General features: G+C 48.4%; 18 protein-coding genes and 3 pseudogenes. 4 read left to right on the forward strand and 17 right to left on the reverse strand.

Translation table 11 applies throughout. The annotated features are described in order from the left end of the window. Nucleotides 1-168: 168 nt before the first annotated feature. The 17 genes and pseudogenes from A3SI_RS05520 to lpxK all read right to left on the reverse strand — a co-directional run bounded on the left by A3SI_RS05520 (nt 169) and on the right by lpxK (nt 20,483). Nucleotides 169-825, reverse strand: a complete 657-nt coding sequence (locus A3SI_RS05520; protein ID WP_040670269.1) for a hypothetical protein — start codon at nt 823-825, stop codon at nt 169-171. Nucleotides 826-827: 2 nt separating this feature from the next. Further along, nucleotides 828-1,781, reverse strand: a complete 954-nt coding sequence (locus A3SI_RS05525; protein ID WP_156810186.1) for a glycosyltransferase family protein — start codon at nt 1,779-1,781, stop codon at nt 828-830. Nucleotides 1,782-2,033: 252 nt separating this feature from the next. Next, the gene (locus A3SI_RS19630) at nt 2,034-2,882 is read right to left on the reverse strand and encodes an ABC transporter ATP-binding protein (RefSeq protein WP_202946846.1); all 849 of its coding nucleotides are present in this window, start codon (nt 2,880-2,882) and stop codon (nt 2,034-2,036) included. After that, nucleotides 2,863-3,825 carry an ABC transporter ATP-binding protein gene (locus A3SI_RS19635; RefSeq protein ID WP_202946847.1) on the reverse strand — a complete coding sequence of 321 codons (963 nt, stop codon included), beginning with the start codon at nt 3,823-3,825 and terminating at the stop codon, nt 2,863-2,865. Before A3SI_RS19635 ends, A3SI_RS19630 begins: the two co-directional genes overlap by 20 nt. Before the next feature lie 92 nt (nt 3,826-3,917). Beyond that, the gene (locus tag A3SI_RS05535) at nt 3,918-6,296 is read right to left on the reverse strand and encodes a GumC family protein (protein WP_009054208.1); all 2,379 of its coding nucleotides are present in this window, start codon (nt 6,294-6,296) and stop codon (nt 3,918-3,920) included. 7 nt (nt 6,297-6,303) lie between these two features. Continuing rightward, on the reverse strand, nt 6,304-7,038 hold the full coding sequence (locus A3SI_RS05540) for a polysaccharide biosynthesis/export family protein (RefSeq protein WP_009054210.1): 735 nt from the start codon (nt 7,036-7,038) through the stop codon (nt 6,304-6,306). A gap of 546 nt (nt 7,039-7,584) precedes the next feature. Continuing rightward, complete coding sequence (gene gmd / locus A3SI_RS05545; protein ID WP_009054212.1) at nt 7,585-8,736, reverse strand: GDP-mannose 4,6-dehydratase; 1,152 nt, start codon at nt 8,734-8,736, stop codon at nt 7,585-7,587. A 29-nt stretch (nt 8,737-8,765) separates the two neighbouring features. Further along, nucleotides 8,766-9,722 (reverse strand): GDP-L-fucose synthase family protein, encoded by a 957-nt coding sequence (locus A3SI_RS05550; protein WP_009054214.1) that lies wholly within the window; start codon nt 9,720-9,722, stop codon nt 8,766-8,768. 98 nt (nt 9,723-9,820) lie between these two features. After that, nucleotides 9,821-10,612 carry a hypothetical protein gene (locus A3SI_RS05555; RefSeq protein ID WP_009054215.1) on the reverse strand — a complete coding sequence of 264 codons (792 nt, stop codon included), beginning with the start codon at nt 10,610-10,612 and terminating at the stop codon, nt 9,821-9,823. A 222-nt stretch (nt 10,613-10,834) separates the two neighbouring features. Then, a pseudogene (gene lysS, locus A3SI_RS05560) lies at nt 10,835-12,573 on the reverse strand (lysine--tRNA ligase). A 5-nt stretch (nt 12,574-12,578) separates the two neighbouring features. Beyond that, nucleotides 12,579-13,796 (reverse strand): proline dehydrogenase family protein, encoded by a 1,218-nt coding sequence (locus tag A3SI_RS05565; protein ID WP_040670276.1) that lies wholly within the window; start codon nt 13,794-13,796, stop codon nt 12,579-12,581. A gap of 205 nt (nt 13,797-14,001) precedes the next feature. Then, nucleotides 14,002-15,291: a nucleotide sugar dehydrogenase gene (locus A3SI_RS05570; RefSeq protein WP_009054218.1), complete on the reverse strand. Its 1,290-nt coding sequence runs from the start codon at nt 15,289-15,291 to the stop codon at nt 14,002-14,004. A 95-nt stretch (nt 15,292-15,386) separates the two neighbouring features. Beyond that, nucleotides 15,387-16,623: pseudogene (locus A3SI_RS05575) on the reverse strand (ABC transporter permease). A gap of 161 nt (nt 16,624-16,784) precedes the next feature. Continuing rightward, a pseudogene (gene miaE, locus A3SI_RS05580) lies at nt 16,785-17,364 on the reverse strand (tRNA isopentenyl-2-thiomethyl-A-37 hydroxylase MiaE). Between the two features lie 72 nt (nt 17,365-17,436). Next, complete coding sequence (locus A3SI_RS21515; RefSeq protein ID WP_262491760.1) at nt 17,437-18,231, reverse strand: putative porin; 795 nt, start codon at nt 18,229-18,231, stop codon at nt 17,437-17,439. 35 nt (nt 18,232-18,266) lie between these two features. Further along, complete coding sequence (locus tag A3SI_RS21520) at nt 18,267-19,289, reverse strand: putative porin (RefSeq protein ID WP_262491759.1); 1,023 nt, start codon at nt 19,287-19,289, stop codon at nt 18,267-18,269. 120 nt (nt 19,290-19,409) lie between these two features. After that, entirely contained in the window at nt 19,410-20,483 is a 1,074-nt protein-coding gene (lpxK, locus tag A3SI_RS05590; RefSeq protein ID WP_009054221.1) for a tetraacyldisaccharide 4'-kinase, read from the reverse strand. 41 nt (nt 20,484-20,524) lie between these two features. Here lpxK and A3SI_RS05595 point away from each other — a divergent pair, with 41 nt between their 5' ends. The 4 genes from A3SI_RS05595 (at nt 20,525) to A3SI_RS05605 (ending at nt 23,586) form a co-directional block, all read left to right on the forward strand. Further along, complete coding sequence (locus A3SI_RS05595) at nt 20,525-21,631, forward strand: Nif3-like dinuclear metal center hexameric protein (protein WP_009054222.1); 1,107 nt, start codon at nt 20,525-20,527, stop codon at nt 21,629-21,631. A gap of 3 nt (nt 21,632-21,634) precedes the next feature. Further along, complete coding sequence (locus A3SI_RS05600) at nt 21,635-22,408, forward strand: zinc ribbon domain-containing protein (RefSeq protein WP_009054223.1); 774 nt, start codon at nt 21,635-21,637, stop codon at nt 22,406-22,408. Nucleotides 22,409-22,633: 225 nt separating this feature from the next. Then, nucleotides 22,634-22,885 (forward strand): hypothetical protein, encoded by a 252-nt coding sequence (locus A3SI_RS17205; RefSeq protein ID WP_050977407.1) that lies wholly within the window; start codon nt 22,634-22,636, stop codon nt 22,883-22,885. Next, nucleotides 22,876-23,586: a hypothetical protein gene (locus A3SI_RS05605; RefSeq protein ID WP_050977408.1), complete on the forward strand. Its 711-nt coding sequence runs from the start codon at nt 22,876-22,878 to the stop codon at nt 23,584-23,586. Before A3SI_RS17205 ends, A3SI_RS05605 begins: the two co-directional genes overlap by 10 nt. Nucleotides 23,587-23,619: the final 33 nt, after the last annotated feature.

A 23,619-nucleotide genomic window follows, 5' to 3' on the forward strand; every position in this document is an offset into this window, starting at 1 on the left:
AGGATAAGGCTTTTTCATAAAGAACCGCATGTAGTGATCGCTCATCTTCTTGTTTTCCCTCTTCAAATTTTTCTAAGCTAGCCTCAGATCGATAACTAATACTTCTATCTTGAAACTGCTGAGGAGCAATAGGCTTCAACAAAATTATTAAAAACTTCAAGATCGAATTCAAACGAAAAAAAGAGAGAAAACAAACAATCCAAAATATATATGTAGTCTGTTTCGAAAAACAAAAAAGATTAAAAGTATAAATAATGGGACGGTAAACGCATAATGGAATATAAATGGAGTAACAAAACACCAGATTAAATTCTTCCTTTTACCCTCGAACAGGTAGGGTAATAAGCCATAGGCAAAAATATGCGTAGCAGTCCAAAACCTAAATCCGTTAAAACTCCAAATAGGCACGATCACGAAAAAGGTAAGAAAAAGAATCCAAACTAGTGGCTTCATTTCACCTTCTAACTTTCTAAATACATAGGCCATATTACGAGAAAAGAAAAATCCAAAAACCACGGCTTGAAAGACCATCAGCACCCACCCATAAGATGTAAAACGGGAAACGGAATAAATCAGTAGCTCGGAAAAAACATCAATTTCATCACCCTGCATGTAAAGCTCAAAAAAAGAAAGAGTAGAATAATGATACTTCTGAACTTTCGCCATATAGCGCACGCTATCTGAGGTAGAGCCTGGAACAAGAGACCACGTAAGCCCTACGAAGGTAACAAACATCCATAATATATTATCAGCATGTCGTTTATCTAGATTTTGAAAACTCCAAATAAACGCCGAAAAAGGATGCATTAAATAGACAAACCACATATTTAATCTATTAAATCTAAAAATTTAGAGGTCACGTTTTCTATTTTATATTGATCCCTATCTGGAATATTTAGCGCATTACCATAGTCGTGCTCAAGAAACTCGTTAATGGTTTGAAAATCCAATTCAGACGAATTCACAGATAATATAGGTTTATCAATAAGAATATAGTCAATGAGTTTGCTTGGTGTTTGTCGCGGACCTGAATTTTCAAAGTTCACCACAAAATCAACCTCTTCTTTTAGTTTCCTTAAAAGTTCTACCCTAGGCATAAAGCTATGAAGGATAAACTTATCAGGTGCCAGTTCATTAAAGCGTTTTAATAGCGTATAATTTTTAGTGTATATATGAAAACGAAAATCTTTACCCGTAGACAAAAGGTACTCACAGAAAGCCCTAGGATCTCGTTTATTTGGAATAAGAAGACCAGCATACGCAAAAACAGGGGTGGTATTCTTTTTTGTAATTACTTGGAATGAGTAATCTTCAAACTTAAACCCTTGAGAAATAACTTTAATTTTTGGATGAAACTCAGGAAAATATCCAAGGTGGGAGGTAGGTGTAGGAACCGCGATAAAATCCGCCTTTCTCATAAACCACTTTTCTACCCAGGCCCAATAAAAAGGAAGCTTAAAAGAATCATTTTCACTACCATAAAATGGATCGCCGCAATCTGCTATCCAGACAGGTGCTACATTTTTTGCTGGGATTTTACTCCACACGCTAGCCACACCCCAGTGGATGGCATAAGGTACAGCTATAGAAATGACTGCATCAAATTTGTCTGTACATGAAGTAATTTGCTTCTTCACTTTCAAAAAGAGTTCACTATCCGGATAATCAAAACCCAGCGATAAAAATCGATAGATTAGTCTTTCAATCGTATAAACAAGTTTTACTTTACTTCTAAAGTTAATAGGTTTCCAAGACATCTCTCCTAACGAAATGAAGTCCATTTCCCAATGATTAAGAAAATCAACTAAACCCGGTTTCGAAGGACACATAATTGTAACCCGATGCCTTGGCGCTTTAATTCCTTAGCAAGCTCAGTAGCTCTGTAGGATCTTGGGCTTTCATCTGGATAAAATCCCTTACAAATAATTAATATACTCTTTTTTTTCATGATTAAACTAAAGCGGCACACCCGATACTAGAATGTAAGATTTGCGATGAAAAACAAACCAATTTGTGCGCGTGATAACCAAATTTCATACTTCTTGTAACTGTACCATTTTTTTAAACTTAGGTACTCGCTCTAAAAGCTCGGAAAAATTACCTTGCTCTTTTATAGCGCCACGCTCTAAAAGAACGATAGTATCAGCATTCCGAATGGTAGATAGTCTATGCGCCACGGTAAGCAAAGTGTACTGACCTTTCAAAGCATCAATATTTTCTTGTATAGCCCGCTCTGTTTCACTATCTAAAGCCGAAGTAGCCTCATCCATAATTAAAATATCAATTTCTTTATACAATTCTCTCGCAATAGATATACGCTGTCTTTGCCCCCCACTTAGATTGATACCATTATTTCCCAACACGGTATCTAGTTTACCAGCTTGTGCATATACAAACTCGTAAACTGAAGCCTTTTTTAAGGCTTCTATGCAGCGCATTTCATTTTCAGGAGTTCGCTTGGCCCAAAATGTGATATTATTAAAAATAGTATCATTAAAAATTACAGGCTCTTGAGTTATATACCCGATTCGCTGCTGAAACTGCAATTTATTTAATTCATTTAGATTCAAGTCATCGATTAATATTTGACCAGAGGTGGGAGGAATTAAACCGCAAAGCAGATTTACTAAAGTGGTTTTACCGCTACCACTCTCTCCTACAAAGGCAACACTTTTATTTTTAGGGATAGAAAGATTTATATTGTTTAAAATTCCATTTTCACCATAGCTAAAAGAAACGTTTTTAACGTTTATCTCATTCTTAAGATTAGAAAAGTCAAGCTTTCCGCTATATTCTTGGTTTACTTTCAATGAGTTTTGAAAATCTTGAAGATTAACAAGAGAACCGGAAACTTCTAAAAATTTATTCCAAGCATACTGCATCCCAGTCAATGCTGTAAGGGCCCGATAAAAAAAACAAAAGTGAAAGTAGTATGGGCCCCAAGCTTCCACCTAAAACAAGGGCATGTATAACGATAACCAGCGCTACAACGACGATTAAAATTGGCTCCCGAGATGCTTCGAGCAAACCACTAAGTACACCTATCTTTTTTCTACTTTCTTCAATCTTAATGATCACCGATTTAAGTTGATTCGCAAATTTTTCAGTCGTGCCAGAAGCACGTAAGTATTTAAAATTAGCTACATGCTGAATAACGCGACCCTGGTACACATTACTGTCGTCAGTAAACTTTTGACTAGCTCCCTTCGTGTGCTTGTAGACGGAAGTATAAAGTAAATTAGTGATTACCCCACCAATGGTTACCAAAACAGCAAATTGAAAATCAACGAAGAAAGCAAATCCAATATATACAAAGACAAGGATAAGCTGTTCCATCGCTTTAAAATAACTATCGTATGCGCGTTGAATCCTATCGACCTCACCCGTCATGGTGTTTTGTATTCTACCAGCATCGGATGTTACAAAGTAAGTATACTTCACATGATTTAAGGCATGTAGCATGCGTAGTCGAATCTTACGAATCAGCTCTTGCTGTAAAGCTACGCGATAAATCAAACTTATGTATTTTACTGCTCCTTTAGCGACAAAAAACAAGACCATGAAGGCTAATACGCTACTAAGCGTTAACTGCAGGCCAGACCCTTCAATAAAGTTTAGAACGAAATCTAAATTCCCCAAACTCTCACCAGAAATACTACTTTCCCCATCTACCATTTGTAAAAGGGGTAAGAACATGGTAAGCCCAAAACCGTCCAAAACCCCGACTAATAAGGAAAGTAGAACTCCTATAAAAATTTTATAGTTTAAATATGTAAAAAACCAATAGAAATTAGTAAAGGCTTTTTTCAGATAGTCTTTTATCACTTATTTAGTTAATTTAAAATAGGGACTTTAAATTATAAAAATAGAAGTGACTTGCACTTCTATTTTTATTATAGAACTGAAATGAATCCTTATTATTTTTTAGTTTCTTCGTAATAACCGGATTTCTCACCATAACCATAGCCATAACCATAACCATAACCATAACCATAACCATAGCCAGTATTTAGGTGCACGTCGTTAAGTACAGCATATAGCTTCTTGACCCCTCCTTTTTCTACTAAGCTGTTCGGAAGTTCAATAGCAGCTTTTTCCGAATAATTCTGTCGGAAAACGAAAATGGATGCATCTGCTAGCTTAAAGAGATCACGTGTTTCAGAGACAAGACCCACAGGAGGACAGTCTAAAATAACAACATCGTAGGCAGCTTTGATTTCATCTAAAACCTCAGCCATATAATCTTGTAAAATTAATTCAGCTGGATTTGGAGGAATTGGTCCGGAAAGAAGTAAATCAAGATTATCATACTGGGAGGACTTTACCAATTTACGCCAGTCCGCTTGCTGACTTAGCACGTTTGACATGCCCTTATCATTTGAGAGACCAAACTCATTTGCAATTCTAGGCTTTCGTAAGTCTAACCCAACCACAATCGTTTTTTTACCAGACAAGGCATATACGGAAGCCATATTAATGGAGCAAAATGTCTTCCCTTCACCTGAAATGGTAGATGTAAACAACAGTGTTAAGTTTTCTTTTTGTCTAGGTACTAAATAACTCATATCTGCCCGTAATGACCTAAATGATTCTGTCACAACAGATCTTGGACTATTCATTACTACTAGAGGCTCCTTATCCTTACCACGCCCTACAGAACCTATCAGTGGTATTTTTAGTTGTCTTTCGAGCTCTTTGGGTTCTATAACTTTAGTATTTAACTTCATCTTACCAAATACAAAACCTACTGGAATTATCATTCCCAGTGACAGTGCCAACGCGAAAATACGAACCGGTCTAGGAGATACGAATCCATCCATCATTCTGGCTTCTTCGATAACTTTGTTAGCAGGCATGTTCGAGGCTTTAGTAATGGCTGCTTCCGCACGCTTCTGTAAAAGGTACGTGTAAAGTCCTTCATTTAAAGCGAATTCCCGCTGAATCCGAACAAGACCTTGTTCCGTTTCTGGTAAGGCTGTAAAGGACCCTTCCATCCGGTTAATTCGACTTTGTAAATCATTAATTGTTAACTCGGCATTACTTTCCACATTATTAAGCACCTCGCGGATGGAGTTATTTAAGTCTCTTATTTTCTGATTTACCTCTCGAACTGGTGGAGAAGTTTCTGTTAGTTTAGCTAACTTCATCGACTTATCAGCCTGTAAATCGATCAAGTTCATAATTAGCGAGTTCAAAATCGGATCCTGAATGCCTATACCAGATGGAACAACGATGTTATCGTAATTCTCCCGGACCAAATAATCTTTTAACTGACGATAATAGTTACGCTTCAGGCGCTCCTCTCCCAGCTGTCTTTCAAGTGCTGACATTTCCGTGAAAAGAAGAGAGCCTTCCGAGCTTAAGTCGTAGGTGGCATTCGTCGATCTAAAGTCACGTAGGCGGTTTTCTGTAAACAATAAAGAATCCGATAAGAGTAAAAGCTGCTTATCTATAAACTCCACTGTGTTACCTGCCACAGCATTTTTCTCTGAAAGTTCACGATCTAGTAGAACCTCCTGTAATGCATTCAAGTATGCTCTTCCTTTAGCAGGTGTCTGGGTAACTAACGAGATGATAACGATACTCGCTTGTTTTTCCTCTGGCTCTACGCGAAGTGCTTTAGCATACTGATTCGTTAAGGACTCCTTATCACGCAAACGAAGAATTATCTCGCCTTCTTCTTGTACTCCTGTAAGCTCCACTTTAAACTTGTTTCCAGCTAATGTGATAAACTCCCCAAATGGAAAAGTTCCTTCAGGTGAAATCGGATTTTCCACAGTCTGTCTACGATTTTCGCTCTGCCACACCTGTGCGTATTCTTCATCCGTATAGCGGACTTGGAATTTTTTCACATCCGACCAGCTGATGACTATATCCCCGTTACACAGCTGAGGATGTGTCCAATCTACCTCCACTCCAATGGGAGATGACGGGTAAAGTTCATTTCGCTGAAAGAAGTCTTGCCGATGATATTCAACAGAGAAGTCAACCTTATCTAGCGCTGCCGCTGCTACAGGCCTGGACTTCATAATAATCATTTGATTATTTAGTCCCATATCCTGCATAAAGTCAAGACTACTTTCAAATAGTCCAAGTGAATTCTCCTTCTCTTTCACGAAGAACTTGCTTTCTACTTGATAGGTAGGTACTTGAAAACGTAAATAAAGATAGGCGGAACCCAGCGCAAATACGATGGATAACAGAATGTAAGGCCATATTTCCACAATTCTTCGGAGTAATTGACCAAGCTCGAAATCCTCTTCTTGTGTCGGGAGTTGATTGATATTGTCTTGCATGGAAGGGTTAATTTACTGTATTAATGATTAATAAGGCTGCCGTAAGAATGGAAACCGTAAACTGTAGGGTTTGAACAAAGTTCACGCCTGCTCCTAACTCTCTGACGCGCAGTGGTTCAGCGTATAACATATCATTAGGGCGTAAAAAAAAGAATTCAGATTCGACTATTCGTTTATCATTTAAATTAATCCTAAAGGATTTAGTGCCTTCTGGGTACTGTCGAACTAAAACGATTTCATGTCGCTTAGCTACAGGTGTCATATCACCTGCATGCGCTATGGCTTGAAAAATATTGACTCTATTCGCCATAATCGTATGATTTCCATTAAAGACGAATTCACCCAACGTAGCAAATCGTATCCCACCTAAACGAACCCTAACGTAAAGATCGTCTTTTCGAATGTAAGCGAGCATAAGTTCTTCAATTTTATGCTTAGCCTCTTGTACTGTGAGACTTAACAAATTTACTGCACCTATTAGCGGTAAATCCACATTACCTTCCTCATCCAAGGTGTACCCTTGCATAAAGAAAATATCACCACCGTTATTAGCCCCTTGTACACCGGCCATGGCCATCTGGCCTTGCTGTACGGAAATTCCAAATATTGCATTTAACTCTTCCGAGGTAGTCTGAATCTGAATATCTACTACATCGTTATACTGGAGCTTATACATTTCTTCCTTGTTTACAGCCATGGGACCTTCGGTAGCAACAGGCCTAGCATCACCCAGGTCTTGCATGTAAATGATGCGTTTATTGGAAATGCAACTACTTCCTAGCAGTAGCAATCCTGCAAAGAGGATAAAGTTTATTGGAATAAAGCGCTTGGGCATGATAGAGGGTAATAAGTCAATTATTGAGTAAGAAATTTAGTTCAATCGGTGGTTTCAACAGTTCCCAAAGCTTCGCCCTCTCAGTCCCAGTTTTCAACTTTACTAATGGATGAAAACCAAGACCTACTGGACTACCTGAACAAACAGGGCTATCGTACGTTTACTCTTTAACTGCGAAGTAGATTTTGGGTAATTATCTGAAGAGTTAAAAAGCAAACGAACCTATGGGAAAAATATACATCGCACAAATATAGAGGTTTCTCATCAAAACAAAGGCGAAGCCTAATTTTTTTTAAACCCCTCGATAGAGCAGATCATGGATTGTTTTCACTTAAAAGCAGACATTATAGGTAAGGACATTATTTCTCTTAGAGAAGTGACCCGAACTAATTTTTCACTTAAGAAGACCGTAAGGAATGAGGGTATACCAACTCCCTCATGGCCTTAAAATACTTACTCTGCTTGATTCAGAATACTGTGACCCGCCCGAATAAGATCCCGATCCCGACGGAATGCCTTCACATCTGCCTGCATCATGTCCTCTACCAGACCTTTCAAATCATACTCCGGCACCCAGCCTAATTTTTCTTTCGACTTGGTCGGATCACCAATTAATAAATCTACTTCCGTAGGACGGAAATAGCGTGGATCGATACGTACGATGGTCTCTCCGATACGTGCACGTGCGCCCGTTTCATCACTACCACAACCGGTAGCCCGCTCGAAGACCGGCTCATTAATCCCCACAAGTACACCGATTTCATCGACGCCTTCTCCGGAAAAGTCCAGCATCAACCCTACTTCAGCGGCTGCCATCTTGATAAAATCACGCACCTTCGTGGTCACACCGGTGGCAATGACAAAATCTTCTGCTACATCCTGCTGCAAGATGAGGTACATGGCTTTCACATAGTCCTTCGCATGGCCCCAGTCCCGCTTGGCATCTAAATTCCCCATGTACAGGTCTTTCTGCATGCCCAGGGCAATCTTAGAAATCGCGCGTGTAATTTTACGGGTCACGAAGGTCTCCCCACGCAGTGGCGACTCATGGTTAAAGAGAATCCCGTTACAGGCGAACATGCCATAGGCTTCTCTGTAGTTTACCGTGATCCAGTACGCATACAACTTGGCCACGGCATAAGGAGAGCGTGGATAGAAAGGAGTGGTCTCCGACTGAGGAACAGCCTGCACCAAGCCGTACAACTCAGACGTAGAGGCCTGATAGATGCGGGTTTTCTTCTCCATGCCGAGCAGACGTACAGCCTCTAGGATACGAAGTGTCCCGATACCATCCGCATTTGCCGTGTACTCCGGCGTGTCGAAACTCACCTTCACATGCGACATGGCCGCTAAATTATAGATCTCATCCGGCTGCGTCTCCTGAATGATACGTGTCAGGTTCATGGAATCTGTCAAGTCGCCATAATGGAGGACCAGACGTGGATCTTTTTCATGTGGATCCTGGTACAAGTGATCGATACGATCGGTATTAAAAAGAGAAGCACGACGCTTGATGCCATGTACTTTGTAGCCCTTTTCTAAAAGCAGTTCGGCCAAATAGGCGCCATCTTGTCCGGTGATGCCGGTAATTAATGCAGTTTTCATGTGTTTATCGAATCAAAAAAATGATTGTGTTAAATTTTCACTTCTTTATAGCGATCGCTATGGGCGAGGAACCAGTCATAGGTCTCGCGAATACCTGTTTCCAGATCGATTTTTGCTTTCCAGCCTCTGGCGGCCAGTTTGCTGACATCCATCAACTTACGCGGCGTGCCGTCAGGCTTGCTCGCATCCCAGACCAGACGTCCTTCATGACCGACGATCTGCTGAATGAGCAAGGCCAGTTCCTTAATGGTAACGTCTGTTCCCGTGCCTACATTATATAAATTGTCATCGAAACGCTCTTCCATCGCAAAAACTGTGGCCTCGGCCATATCATCTACGTGGAGGAATTCGCGCATAGGCGTTCCTGATCCCCAAAGCGTCACTGGCGCATGCCCGTTTTCTTTAGCCTCATGAAACTTGCGCATCATGGCAGGCAGCACATGCGATGTTTCCAGATCAAAATTATCAAAAGGACCGTATAAATTGGTGGGCATCAGTGAGATAAAATCCTTCCCGTACTGCTTGCGAATCGCCTCACAGGCTTTTACACCTGAAATCTTGGCTAGCGCATACCACTCATTCGTGGGCTCTAAAGAAGAGGTCAGCAGGTACTCCTCCTTTAAAGGCTGCGGAGCGAGCTTGGGATATATACAAGAAGAGCCGAGGAAGATGAACTTCTCTACATCCGATTTCAGGGAGGCATCGATCAGGTTGTTCTGAATCTGCATGTTCTCCATAAGAAAGGGATAAGGGTAGCTGTTGTTCGCCAAAATCCCTCCTACCCGGGCGGCAGCATCTAAGACGATGTCCGGCTTTTCAGTGGCAAAAAAAGCATTTACTGCTGCTTGATTGCGGAGGTCCAGCTCTTGACTGCTTTTTCCTATGATGTTTTGGTATCCTTTGCGCTCCAGCGCGCGCTTAATGGCTGCACCTACCATGCCCCGATGTCCGGCGATGTAGATTTTTTTCTCTAAATGTACTGACATAAACAATGTTAAAAAATTAACACCACAAAGAAAGCCATTTTAAAAGCGAAATCCAAGCTATCCTAGCCACGTGGAAAAGAACCGTAATAAATAAGTATCTATCGCATAGAAGGCTTGCGCTTTTCCTGAGCCCCTGGGTTTTGCTGTGGACTGAAAAAGTAATAAAACTGATTGCGCAGCGGCTCACTACCAAAATCCACCTTGCGGCGTAGCGTTACCTGAAAGGTGCCGTTCATATCCGGCCCTAGGCGGGTGGGTCTTTCTATACCTCCCATGCCATTTCGGCTTAATACCTGCACATTCCCCTCGAAACCGATGCGCCAAGGGCTGTCGGGCACTTGCCACCAGGCACCCAGCCGAAGTCCTGCAAAGGCCAGTCCCTCAGAGGCGCGCTGCCGCTCATCTACGCCGCTCACCTCAAAGGAGCGCCAAACCCCCATCACCCCCACGGCTGGTGCCAGGAACATGTTCCATTTATTACCGCCGTAGTAGGGGGACTTTGGAAGCAAATAAATAGGTACATTAAATTCCAGCTGTTGCATGTAACCCCGAACGCGCAAAGGATCACCAGCCGCTTTTTTCTCAGCTAAAACATCTGGGTCCCATCGTCTTTCCGCCAATGAACGAAGCTGCTGACCAGAGAACTGAAAGCGGTAATACACACGAGGCGTCCACTCCTTCTCATAAAAAACACTCACCGCCAGTGCGACGGGCAAACGGAGTGGACTGTAGTGCCCCAATCCAGCAGAATAGGGAATCCCGATTCCGGTCTGAACTCCCACAAATTCCTGCTTGCGGAAACGGTAGCCATACAGGTTCTGAGCATAGATCTCGGAAACAAACAAGAAAAATACGACAGCCAGCAAACAGGCAACACGATACAGACTCATACTTTAGTAAACGAAGATTAAAATAGCTTTGGATGCCTATTCCAAGAGAGAATCAGCTAAAAAGCCTTTTCACTCCTCTTAGCCGGTATGCGTTTCCTCTAACTACAAACAAAAATATAGGTAAAGGACGCAAAAACTGGTGAGAAAAACCAACCTTTGCGCCCAGGCGCCCCTAAAAGCAACGCCGCTTTAGCAAGCCCCCAAAAGGCGCTCGCATTCAACTTAAGCCTGCTGACCCGCCGCAGCCGCGATCCAGCCCGCGACCTCCTCCTTAGAAGGATTATCGATGCTGAGCTTCAGCTTCTTGCGCATGCCGCAGCTGTCATTAAACAACTTGTTCGGCTCTGCTTCGGCGATCTGCTGTAGCGTGTAGAGATTGAGCTTGCGCAGCACGGGGATCAGCTCCGCGCGGACGCCGATTTCCTGCAGCTGGGCATCGCTGGCCACTTCTACCTTTTTCTCCGGACGCATTTGCGGGAAGAAAAGCACCTCCTGGATGGTGCTGTTATCGGTGAGCAACATGGTCAGGCGGTCGATGCCGATGCCCAAACCAGAGGTAGGAGGCATGCCGTACTCCAGGGAACGGAGGAAGTCCTCATCCATGGCCATGGCCTCATCGTCTCCGCGGGCGGCCAGTTTGAGCTGCTCCTCGAAGCGCTCCCGCTGATCGATCGGATCGTTTAGCTCGGTGTAAGCATTCGCGATTTCCTTTCCGTTCACAAAAAGCTCAAAACGCTCCACCAAACCGGGCTTGCTGCGGTGCTTCTTCGCAAGAGGAGTCATTTCGATCGGATAATCCGTGATATAGGTTGGCTGAATCAAGTGTGCCTCCACCTTTTCGCCGAAAATTTCGTCGATGAGCTTGCCTCTGCCCATGGTGTCGTCCACTTCGATGCCCATCTCACGACATAAAGTGCGCAGTGCGGCCTCATCCATCTCGGACACATCCACACCCGCATACTCCTGAATGGATTCGTACATGCTGAGGCGGCGATAAGGCCCGGTAAAATCGATTTTTTTATCACCTACGGACACGATCGCAGTGCCGTGGATCTTCGTGCAAACCTTCTCAAGGAGGTCTTCTACCATTTCCATCATCCAGATGTAGTCCTTGTAGGCCACATAGATTTCCATGGAGGTAAACTCAGGATTGTGCGTGCGGTCCATGCCCTCGTTACGGAACATCTTACCGAACTCATACACCCCATCGAAGCCCCCGACGATGAGGCGCTTCAGGTACAGCTCATTCGCGATGCGTAGGAATAGCGGCATGTCGAGCGTGTTATGGTGCGTCTGGAAAGGACGTGCCGCAGCGCCTCCGTGTACGGCCTGCAGAATCGGCGTCTCCACCTCCAGCCAGCCGTTCCCATCGAAGTAGGCGCGCATGCTGCTGATGATTCGTGAGCGCGTAATAAAGACATTTTTCACCTCCGGATTCACCGTGAGGTCTACATAGCGCTGCCGGTAGCGCAGCTCTGGGTCGGTGAAGCCATCGTACACGTTGCCCTCCTCATCGCGCTTCACCACAGGGAGTGGCTTGACTGCCTTCGACAGCACCGTCAGCTCGGTCACGTGCAGGGAAATCTCTCCTGTCTGGGTGGTGAACATATAGCCCTTCACCCCGATGAAGTCCCCGATGCCAAGTAATTTTTTAAACACCGTATTGTAGAGCGCCTTATCCTCCCCGGGACAAATGTCATCCCGGCGGATGTAAAGCTGTAGCCTGCCCGAGCTATCCTGCAGCTCCGCGAAAGAGGCGGAACCCATGATGCGGCGGCTCATCAGGCGCCCTGCGATGGAAATATTTTTGTAGTCATTCTTGCGGTTTTCATAGTTTTGATGGATGTCTGCCGCGCTGACATTGACTGGAAAGGCCTCCGCCGGATAGGGGTTAATTCCCATGGCATAGAGGCTTCACGGTCTTTTCTACGTTCGATTTCCTGTTCGCTCAGTAATTGCATATCGCTTATCGTTGGTTTGCAGCAGCCGGCACCTTCTGGTTCCGCGCCGCTTTTCTTCTCGTTAATTCTTTTTTTATCAGCTCAAACTCCCGGCTGCTCTGCCCGGCCACCGAAGTATTTTCTGCCGCCCGGCGTGAGAGATAAGGCATCACCTTCTCCACCGGCCCGTAAGGCACATATTTGGCCACCCGAAAACCAGCATGGGCCAGGTTAAAGCTAATCGTATCGCTCATGCCATAGAGCTGCGCAAAGTACACGCGCGCATCCCCGGGCTCCAGGCCTTTTTCCAGCATCCACTCCGCGAGGAGCAAATTGCTCTGCTCATTATGCGAGCCACTCACGAAATGTAGGCGCTCCACACGGTCTAGACAGAAGCGCATGGCCTTATCGTAGTCGCGGTCGGAGTCGGCTTTGGTGGCCTGAATGGGGCTGGCATACCCCTTTTTAGCTGCACGCTCGCGTTCTTTTTCCATGTACGCCCCACGCACCAACTTGGCCCCTAGAAAATAACCGCGGGATGCTGCCTGCGCATAGGCCGCTTCGAGGCGGGCATACATGTCGTGCCGGTACATCTGGTACGTATTGTACACAATGCAGTCCTCCTGATTATAGCGCTCCATGGCCGCATAGGCGAGGGCGTCGATGCTGTCCTGAAACCAGGATTCCTCGGCATCGATCAGGATTTTGGTCCGGGCCTTTTGCGCCGCGGCGCAAAGTGCATCTACGCGGCGCTCCATCCTGGCATAGGCTTCCTGCTCACTGCTGCTCAGGGGCTCCCCTGCCTGTTTTTTGATCATCAGGCGGTAATCTCCTAAGCCGGTCACCTTGAAAACAGCGAAAGGGATCGCAGGGTCTCCGGCGGCACGTTCTACGGTGCGCATCACCTCACGGAAAGTGGCCTCGTAGCTGTCCTCGTTTCCCTTGCCCTCGACCGAATAGTCTAGGATGGTGCCGATCCCAAAGTCCGCGAGCTCCTGCACGGTTTTCCCGCATTCTTCGATGGTCTCACCGCCACAGAAATGACCAAACATGGTCTGCTTCATCAAGCCTTTTATGGGCAGGCGCAGGGAAAAACCCAAATTCGCCAGCTTTATGCCCAACTTCGTAGCGGTGTTATTGTTTATGGTCGCGAAAATTACGTACATCTTACGTAATTCTGCGTCAGATTTCGCTTGGAAGGCGATCTCCAGATTTTCGAAAGTCAATTTGGGTTTGGATGTCATGCAGCTTTCATTCTGCCGCAAATATAATGAATTTTCCCGCCGGCAGCAGGAAGAATTTGTCGGCTCCACAGCATTTTCTTTGGGTTTTTCACGCCTGATGGGCGCTCGAGCCGGCTCTCTCGAAACGAAAAAACCTTCCGAAGCGGACCCGATGCTACTCGGTGCTGCTTCAGAAGGCATTTCCAAACGTTTTTTAAGCGGCTACTTAGAGGCGGGCATCTACACGCTCCTTCGGCAGTACGGCTTTCACATCATAGATGACGCGGTCCGGGCTGGTGCTTAGGTCCAGCTGCTCGAACTCTTTATGCGCTACAGCCAAAATAATGGCCGCATAAGCGCTTAAGTCCGGCTTTTCGGTCAGCAACTTCAGGCCATACTCGTCCGCCACCTCTTCGCTGCTCGCCAGCGGATCGTACACGTCCACCTGCATATCAAAGCGGCGCAGCTCTTCGTAAATATCGATTACACGCGTATTTCGTACATCCGGGCAGTTTTCCTTAAAGGTAAAGCCGAGGAGGAGCACCTTGGCCTGCAGTACGGGCAGGTTTTTATGCATCATCTTTTTAATCACCTCCGTGGCCACATGCTTGCCCATGGAATCGTTTAGCCGGCGTCCCGCCAAAATAATTTCCGGGTGGTAGCCTACCTCTTGGGCCTTTTGGGCCAAATAATACGGATCCACGCCGATGCAGTGCCCCCCTACTAATCCTGGACGGAAGGGCAAGAAGTTCCACTTGGTTCCTGCTGCCTCGAGCACCTCGTAGGTGTCGATGTCGAGCAGGTTGAAGATTTTCGACAGCTCATTCACGAAGGCGATGTTAATGTCGCGCTGCGAATTTTCGATGACTTTGGCCGCCTCGGCCACCTTAATGCAAGAGGCCTTAAAGGTGCCAGCGGTGATGACCGACTTATACAAGGCATCCACAAAATCCGCCGCCTCTGGCGTGGAGCCACTGGTTACTTTAAGGATTTTGGTGACAGTGTGCAACTTATCCCCGGGATTAATCCGCTCCGGAGAGTAGCCCACATAGAAGTCGGTATTGAATTTCATGCCGGAGATGGCTTCTAAAATCGGCACACATTCGTCTTCAGTAACACCGGGATAGACGGTGGATTCATAGATCACCACATCGCCCTTTTTTAGGAGCTTGCCCACCGTTTCGGAGGCCTTAATCATGGGTGTAAGCACAGGGCGGTTATGCTTGTCGGTCGGGGTGGGTACGGTAACCACATACACTTGGCAGTCGGCTAAGTCTTCCGGCGCATCGCTGACGAAGAGCCCTTTGGCCCCGGGGGCCTGTAGGAGCACCTGCTGCAAGTCGGCATCTTCCACTTCTAAGGTGGTGTCAAGGCCTGCGCGGAGTTCCTGAATGCGTTTTGGGTTGATATCAAGACCGATAGTAGGGTATTTTTCAGCAAAAGCCACGGCTAAAGGGAGGCCGACATAGCCAAGGCCTATAATGCCTATTTTGACCTCATTTAATTGGAGTTCCATAAATATGAAAAAGGTTAAAAATGAATTCTATAAGGAATTTTGATTTAAAGTGTAAATGTAATACCAAAGCAATAAATTCCAATCGATTAAATGGTTTATTCGTAACGAAGCGACTCGATGGGGTCTAATTTACTGGCTTTGCGGGCGGGGTAGTAGCCGGAAAGCAGGCCTACGACCACGCAGATAACGAAGGCGGTGGCGATCCACACGGTGGGCACGATAAAGCCTCCAGGGCCGATCTGGTTGGCGACGATATTTCCGATGCCGATACCGATCAGAACACCGAAGACCCCGCCCAAGACACAGATTACGATGGCTTCGATGAGAAACTGCTGCCGGATGCGGAGGGGGGTGGCACCGAGGGCTTTGCGCACGCCGATCTCACGGGTACGCTCGGTCACCGTCACCATCATGATGTTCATCAGACCGATGGAGGCGCCAAGAGGGTGATAAAGCCGATGGTAAAACCTCCCAGGCGCAGGTAGCCGGCCACCTCATTCAGGGATTCGGCCACGGACTGGCTTTTCGAAATTTCAAAAGAGTCGCTGTCCCCGATGGCGTCGCGACGAATTTTACGCATCAGCCCAGTCGCTTGGCCCATTTCATAGTCCATGCGCAGCGGGTCTGAGGCAGCTGCGGTGATGCTGTAGCGGAAGGTGCCGCGGCGATCGTAGCGGATGCCGTTTTCTAAAGGAATGAAGACGGCACGGTCCGGGCCGGGGCCTCCGCCGATTCCGCCTTGTTTCTCTAATACGCCCACCACGGTGTAAGGAGACCCGAAGAAATTGACGCGCTGGTTGAGTGGGGATTCGGTAGGCCCAAAGAGTGCCTCCACCACATCCTGCCCGATGATGCAGACATTATTTCCGTATTGCAGCTCGGCTGCAGAGAAGGCTCTGCCGGAATCAACTTTTATAGATCGGAGGTCCAGGTAATTATCGTCGATGGCGGTAACTCGGATGTTGGGATTGGTTTTATCGGAATTTCGCTTCACTTCGACCGCGCCCGAGACAGTGGTATAGACCGTAGTCCTGCCCGTTTTATCGTACTCCTCCTTAAAAGCCATCGCCTCTCGGTACTTGATCGGTGGATAGTAGCGCTCCGCTTTTCCGCCCTGCACCACCTGCACGCCGAATTTCGATTTGATATCAAAGTTGCTGGCACCAAGCCTGAGAAGCTTTCCTCCACTTGGGCTTTAATGCCATCGATGGCTGTCAGCATTCCTACTAAGGAGGTAATGCCGATGGCGATGATGGCGCCGGTGAGCACGGTACGGAGAAGATTCGCCCGAACGGAACGCAGGGCAACTTTAATATTTTCGAGCAAATCCATAAATTGTTCGGTAATGAACGGTTTTCGGCGGATAATCTGCCGCTACTTGATTTCGGATATAAGTTTAGTGGATTCTACCGAAAGAAAAAAACCCTTAGGCATTTTTAACGCATATATTCTATAAGCTGTCGCCTGAATGGGATTAGCCGGGGTAGGCCAGCTCAGTGCATGCGATCTCCACGCACGGTCAGTCCAGCGATCACCTCCGCCTCGAAAGCCAGCCACTCCTTCCAGCGCTTCTCTACGCGCTCAGCATCGTACACCTTCCGCGCCAGCTGAATAAAATTCACATAGTGTCCCGCCTCAGAAATCATCAACTCATAATAGAAGCTTCTCAGATCCGCATCTGCCACTTCCTTACTGAGCAGTTTAAAGCGCTCACAGCTGCGTGCCTCGATGAGTGCATTCAGCATGAGATACTCCGAAAGCTGCGCCGCTCGGCTTCCCCCCTTACGTACGAAACTAGCCAGTGCCGTCACGTACTCATCTTTGCGCGGCGCCCAGCCGAAAGCCGCGTGCCTTCAACTTCTCCATCACGCGCTCGAAATGTCCCCACTCCTCAGCTACCACCGGGGTCAGGACCTCTTCCACCTCGGGAAAGTCATGGAAATTAATGATCAAAGAGATACAGGAAGTTGCCGCCTTCTGCTCACAGTAGGCGTGGTCCACTAGAATATCCTCTAAAGACATCAGGGCCACATCCACCCAGCGCGGGTCAGTAGGAAGCTGTAAGTGGAGCATCTGCTGCCGCGTTCGCTCCTGCCAATCTTGCTGTGCCATGCTTGCGCTATTTTATAAGTTCGAAACGTTCGTTTAATCAAATAAAGGCCAAGAGATGCCTAGGTCTAAGAAGGCGCGCTTGCCCGTAAACCCGGGTGTAACGAAATACCCCGGCTGTGCCATCATGTTTTGGTTGAGGTGGTTATAGCGAAATAAGATCCGCGTTCGATTGATACGTAAGTTGACGAAAGCATCTGCCACCGCATAGGCAAAGACATTAAAGTCGTCTTGCAGGTGAAACTGCTGCAGTGCCGGGCTGTAGGCATCTGCAAAGTTATCGCTACGGTAGCGGACCTCAAAGCCAATCTGCATGAACAGGTTTTCGTCGAATAGCGGCGTATCGTAATAGGTTCTAAAATTCGCGAAGAGCTCCGGAATCCGGAAATTATCCGCCCCGCCGCCTGTCAGCAGCGTGTAATAGCCCTCAAAATCCATGTAAAACTTGCCGCCCAGGTTCATACCGGCCTTCAGCCCGGGAATCAGCATGAGGGCGTCTGCATCTGCCTGTCGGGCCTGCTGTTCCTGATCGAAGAACACAAAATTACTGACGCGGCGTAGGGCGATGTTTGGCCGCAGGCTGAAGCGCTCAAAATCCGCCTTCAAAACTCCTTTCACCTGATCCACCTGGATGTTACTGAAATCATTCACCCAGCGGTGATGGTTGCCCCGGAAAATGAGCTGCTGCACGGTGGGGCGGTAGCGGGCGCTGGTGTAGCTGGCCTCCAGAAAAGGACTGATGAAGAGGCCTTCCACGCGGTAAGCCTCCGGAAAGAGGTACTCTCCCTCCGCCTCGAAACGCCACTTTTCGCTCAGCTCTCCGCGCAGCATGCCCCCCACCGAGAGCTCGTTAAAGCGAAAAGGATTCAGCTGGAAGGTACTGTTGGCCTGCCCGAACCGGAACTTGCCGAAGGCGCTATAAAACAGGGTCCGATATCTCCTTTAAGCCCGAATTCATTTGTCCAAGCCACAAAGCGGTTAAAATTCAGCGTACTATCCTCTCGGTTAAAGCGCTCTGGATGAAAGCGATCGAAGAAAGCTCCCTCCTGCGGGGTGCCGAGGGGTGCCGCAAAAAACACTTCCTGCTTCCGCCGATCGAAGGAGTGGTACACCTGTTGATCCTTCAGCAATTCATACTGGTGGAAGAGCTTGATTTCCTGGCGCAGATCCGTGGCCACTGCCTGCCGCAGCCAGACCTGTGCATCCTCATAGGCAAAAGGCAAGCTGGTGCTGTCCACTGCCTGGGGGATGATGCCGCCCTGTTCGTTTACCAGGTGCCGCACCCGGGTAAAGTTGGCGAGCAGCAGGTACTTGCCGTCCTCGGAGGTGTAGTTGGTGTTAAACCCATAGGAATTTTGTACTGTCTGGTGATCGTCTCGGTTACGCGGATTCAGCGTCCGCCGCGAGCGGATGGTATGGAAGACGATGCCCACATTCCAGCGTTCGTTTACATTTCGTGCGAAGGCCAGGTCCAGCATATTGCGGTGGCCACCGCCAAAGTACACGTTCATGTCCGTAAACGGCGACTTGGTATCAAAATAGCGCACCGAATCCACGGAGTGCATGTAGAGGTCATAGACATGAAAGCCTGAGGTGAGCCCGATCTGCCGGGGTGCCTCATAAAAGATGGGCTTAGCGGCGGTGCCGATATTTCCCAGATCTTGGTATCGCCAGCCGCTGCGGGCGACAGGCTCGTAGTAGTGGAAGCCAGTGAGAAGGGTGTCCACTTCGTGCAATTTCTTGCGGTTCCTGCGGATATCTTTTTCGAAAAAGTACAGCGTCGTCTTGGGGCCGAACACCATCTTGGTGGAGTCATCGATGAGCTTTTTTCCCCGTCCCCCCTGCTCCTGCTGCACCTCTCCCTCCTGCTGGGGCGGGGGCTGCAGCATGGGATCGCGCCGATTAGGGCTACCCCGGAACCGCCTACCTGTGCCAGCAGACCCTCTCCGAGCAAGCAAAACAGGACGAGCAGCAGGCCGAAGGCGTATCGAAAAGTGCTTCGCGCGCGCTTATCTGAAAGCATCTGGAGATTGAAAAAAAGCCTGTAGGCGGGTAAATACATGTGTTTCTAAGCTATCGCGATCGGTTTCACTCATGTGCATGGCCATGGGCTGCGCAAAAATCGGAAATTCTGCCAAGAATTCCGCATGGGCGGGGGCTTTAAGTTTGATGGCATCTTTTTCGGTGCAGATGAAGGCCACACCGGGATGCGCTGCCGCTGCCTGACGTAGCTGGGCGATCTGGCTGGCACCATAACGCACATGGTCGGGAAATCGTATGCGCTCCCGCACCTGAAAACTCCCGCTGAGTGCGGCATAGAGTGCTTCATCGGAGGCCAGGCCGCTGAAAAGCAGCACAGGGTCTCCGGGCTTCAGCTCCCGCTTTGGGCTACCGCCCAAAGGATACGGCTGCCCATAGCGAATCGTAGAAAAATACACGGGCACCCCTGGGGCATAGCGGGCGCAGGCCTGGCGATAGGTCTCTTTTTCTCTCTCCCCAAGATTTTCTGGGCACTTGGTCACCAGGATAGCGCTGGCCCGGGCAGCACCCGAGCGGGACTCCCGCAGCCAACCAGCGGGCAGCACCTGATCGCGGAAAAAAGGGGCCGCATAGGTGCTCAGGAGCAAGTTGACCTGCCGCTCCACATAGCGATGCTGGAAGGCATCATCGAGTAGGATGACCTCCGTTTCGGGATGCTCGGCCAGCAGCAGCGGGATGGCTTCTATGCGGCGCTCGCCCACGGCCACCGGCACGCGCCCACCATGCTTTTCATAGAGCAGGGCGGGCTCATCGCCGAGCTCCTCCGCCGTGCTGGAACTTTGCGCCACGCGCACCCCCCGTGTCTTCCGACCATAGCCCCGGCTGACCACGGCCACGGCGTAGCGCTCCTGTAGCTGCTCGATTAAAAAGTCCACCGCTGGCGTCTTACCTGTGCCCCCCACGGAGAGATTCCCCACAGCGATGCAGGGGCGGTCGAAGCGCACCGACTTTTTCAGGCCCGTTTCGAACAGGTGATGCCGAAACCGCATGGCCCCCGCATAGAGCTGGGCGAAAGGAAAAGCCAAAATCTGGTACCATTTCATGCAAAAAACCGTAATTTTGGTGTAAAACTAAGGAAAAAACCATGGGATACCTGATTCGAGAGCTGCTTTCTGCGCTGGAGACGCTCGCTCCGCCTGCCTACCAAGAAAGTTACGATAACGCGGGCCTCATCGTAGGGGATGCCGACGCGGAGGTTCGCGGCGTGCTCTGTGCGCTGGATGTGACCGAAGAGGTGGTGGAAGAGGCCATTCGTCTGGGGTGCAACTTGATCGTGGCGCATCACCCGATCGTTTTTAAGGGACTGAAGCGCCTGACCGGGGCCAATTATGTGGAGCGCACCGTGCTGAAGGCCATCCGCGCAGATGTGGCGCTTTATGCTATACATACCAACTTAGACGCGGTCTTAGAAGGGGTAAATGGAGCTCTTTTAGCGCGCCTAGGGGTGCATAAAGGCCGCATCCTAGCGCCGAAGGGGGAGCAGCTACTAAAATTAATCACTTTTGTGCCTCATGCCCATCGGGAAGCCGTTTCGGAGGCCTTATTTCAGGCCGGTGCCGGCCAAATGGGTGCCTACTCGGCATGCAGTTTTTATAGCGAGGGAACCGGCACTTTTAAGGGTGGTCCTGACAGTCAAGCCTTCGTGGGAGAAAAAGGCCAGCTGCACCGAGAGCCCGAAAGCAAGCTGGAGGTTTTGCTGCCACGGCATCGGCAGTCCGCTGTACTTCGCGCCCTGCTGCAGGCACATCCCTATGAGGAGGTGGCCTATGACCTGCTGGCGCTGGAAAACCGCTTGCAAGAGGTGGGATCCGGCATGGTGGGAGAGCTTCCGGAGCCGATGGAGCCAGTGGACTTTCTGCATGCGATGAAAAAGCAGCTGGATTTAGTTACCTTCAAGCATACAGCGCTGCCGGCTGCGGGAAAGAAAATTCGGCGCGTGGCGGTCTGTGGAGGGTCTGGCATCTTTTTATTAGGCGCGGCCAAAGCAGCTGGTGCAGATATCTTTATCACCTCTGATATCAAGTACCATGAATTCTTCGACGCGGATAACCAGTTGATTTTATGCGATATAGGGCATTATGAGTCCGAAGTACACACAAAAGAACTTTTAAAGACGTTTATTTCGAAAAAATTCCCTAATATTGCACTCTATTTGACTTCAGTCATTACTAATCCCATAACATACTTCTAGTACATGGAAAGTACCGTTGCACAGAAACTCGAGGCCTTACACAGCCTGCAGACCATAGATTCCAAGCTTGATGCCATCCTAAAAATTCGCGGAGCCCTTCCAGAGGAGGTGCAGGATCTGGAGGATGAGATTATCGGATACCAGACACGCCTGGATAAATTTCAGCAGGAGACCCAGGAGCTGGAAGCTGAGATCAAACGCTTTAAGGAGTCTATTAAAGAATCGGAGAAGCTGATCAAAAAATACCAAGAGCAGCAGATGAACGTGCGGAATAACCGCGAATACGACGCCATCACAAAGGAATTAGAGCTGCAGGACCTGGAAATTAAGGTGTCCAAAAAGAAAATCACCGAGTGCCAGATGAAAATCGAGAACAAACGCGGTGATGTGGACCAACTGAAGGGAGTTATGGACGAGCGCCAGAAGGATCTAGACTCGAAGAAAGAAGAGCTGAACACGATCGTAGCGGAGAGTGAAAGTGAAGAAGCCAAGCTAAGAGCCGATCGCGAAAAAGCTTCTTCCAAAATCGAGGCACGTTTACTCAAGTCTTACAATAAAATCCGCACGAATGCCAAGAATGGCCTTGCAGTCGTTTATGTGAAGCGCGATGCATGCGGCGGTTGTTTTAACATCGTGCCCCCACAGCGTCAGGCAGACATTCGAGAAAGAAAAAAATTAATCGTTTGTGAGCACTGCGGCCGAATCTTAGCGGGAGTAGAAGATAGTGTCGAAGAGGAAGCAGCACCGAAGAAAAAGCGTTCACGCGCTAGCTCCTAAGCGAAGATTATCATAAACTTACAACAACACCTACTGATTACATTTTGGGCAGCGCCCGAAGCCAAGCCGTAACACGCTTGGCTTTTTTTATATTCCATTAGTTACCCTTCACTTCTTGGGCTTCTTTTTCCTGCGTAGCACCAGCTATGCCGCACATTTTCTATCTTTACCTCTTTCTTGTTGCACGCCCTACTGCCGTGCCTCGTTTTAGTTTTGCCGAAGACCATGCCACGACCAGCAGAGACCGATGTGAAAGAGCGCCTTTACCGTTTTCTCACCGATGAGGGGGAAGAGCGCTCCTGTGATGCCATTTCCGAAGAGGCCTGTGTAGAAAGCCCCGGTAATTTCTTTGCCTCCATCCTGAGTGGGGCCTTTTCCAAGGTAGCCGAGCAGATCGCCAGCCCGGGTACGACGCTCCCCTACCTGCTGGCCAGCATCGGGCGCCCGCCGCCTTCAGTGGGGCCCTGGTGCCGATAAAAGATGCGGGCTCCCTCCTCCCCCAGCTGTTTGTGGCCGCTAAAATCCGGGCTTTTGCGCGGCGCAAGTATTTTTGGCTGCTCCCCTCCTTCTTGCAGGGCCTGCTCCTTCTGCTGATGGCCTGGAGCATCGCCACCTTAGAAGGCAGCGTAGCAGGACTTAGCGTTCTCGGAATCTTGCTCGTGTACAGCATCTGCAGTGGGGTGGCCAGCATCAGCTTTAAAGATGTCACCGCCAAAACCATTTCGAAGGGCAAGCGTGGGCAGCTTCTCGCCTGGCGAAGCAGCTTGGGCAGCCTCCTCAGCCTGCCTGTGGGCTTCTATCTGATGCGCGACTTGGGGGAAGACAGCGACAGCACCTTGTTCATCTACCTGCTCCTCGCCGCCGCGGCCTGTTGGTTCCTCTCTGTGTTCGCCTTTTCCCGCATCCAAGAAAGCGCGGGGGCCAGTGCTGGCGGTCGTAATCCTATGGAAGAGGCGCGCAAGGCCTGGAAATTTTGGCAGGAGGATGCTGACCTACGCCGTTTTATTTTCACACGCGGCCTGCTGATGGCCATTCCGCTGGCTCAGCCCTTCTTCGTTTTGCTGGGCAAGGACACCTTAGGCGGTGGCGTGGCGGATTTGGGCCTTTTGGTGGTAGCCGCGGGCATCGCCGGGATTCAKCAGCCCTTTGGGACGCTTGCAGACGTACGCCAGGCCTGATTCGCAGCATCAGCTGCTGGCATCGCCTGCATC

The sequence above is a fragment of the Nitritalea halalkaliphila LW7 genome, from assembly GCF_000265075.1.
GTDB classification, from domain to species: Bacteria; Bacteroidota; Bacteroidia; order Cytophagales; family Cyclobacteriaceae; genus Nitritalea; species Nitritalea halalkaliphila.